Annotated in this window: 1 pseudogene; it reads left to right on the top strand. The window is 59.3% G+C overall.

The window, feature by feature from the left end:
• Positions 1-40: 40 nt before the first annotated feature.
• Positions 41-280, top strand: a pseudogene (locus tag FVA95_RS29700) (amino acid permease); the annotation flags it as partial.

Below are 280 nucleotides of genomic sequence, written 5' to 3'. Positions count from 1 at the left end.
GAGAGACTCAGTGAGCACAACCCTCGCCCCTGACTCCCAGTTGAAGGACCTGGGCTACCAGCCCAGCCTCAACCGTCAGCTACCCTTTGGCTCGTTATTGGTCTATGGGCTGCTCTTCTTCGTCCCGATGGCCCCGGTGGCCGTCTTTGGGCTGGTGGTTAACCGTTCCGGAGGCGTGCCGGTGTTGGTATATCTGGTAGCAGCAGCCGTTATGGGGCTATCAGCTATCAGCTACCGCGAAATGGCATTGCGCTTTCCGGTAGCGGGATCGGTTTACGGG

The sequence above is a fragment of the Pseudonocardia sp. EV170527-09 genome (assembly GCF_008369905.1).
Taxonomy (GTDB): domain Bacteria; phylum Actinomycetota; class Actinomycetes; order Mycobacteriales; family Pseudonocardiaceae; genus Pseudonocardia.
The sequence above is the reverse complement of the archived record's forward strand: the minus strand, read 5'-3'. Positions and strand labels throughout refer to the sequence as shown.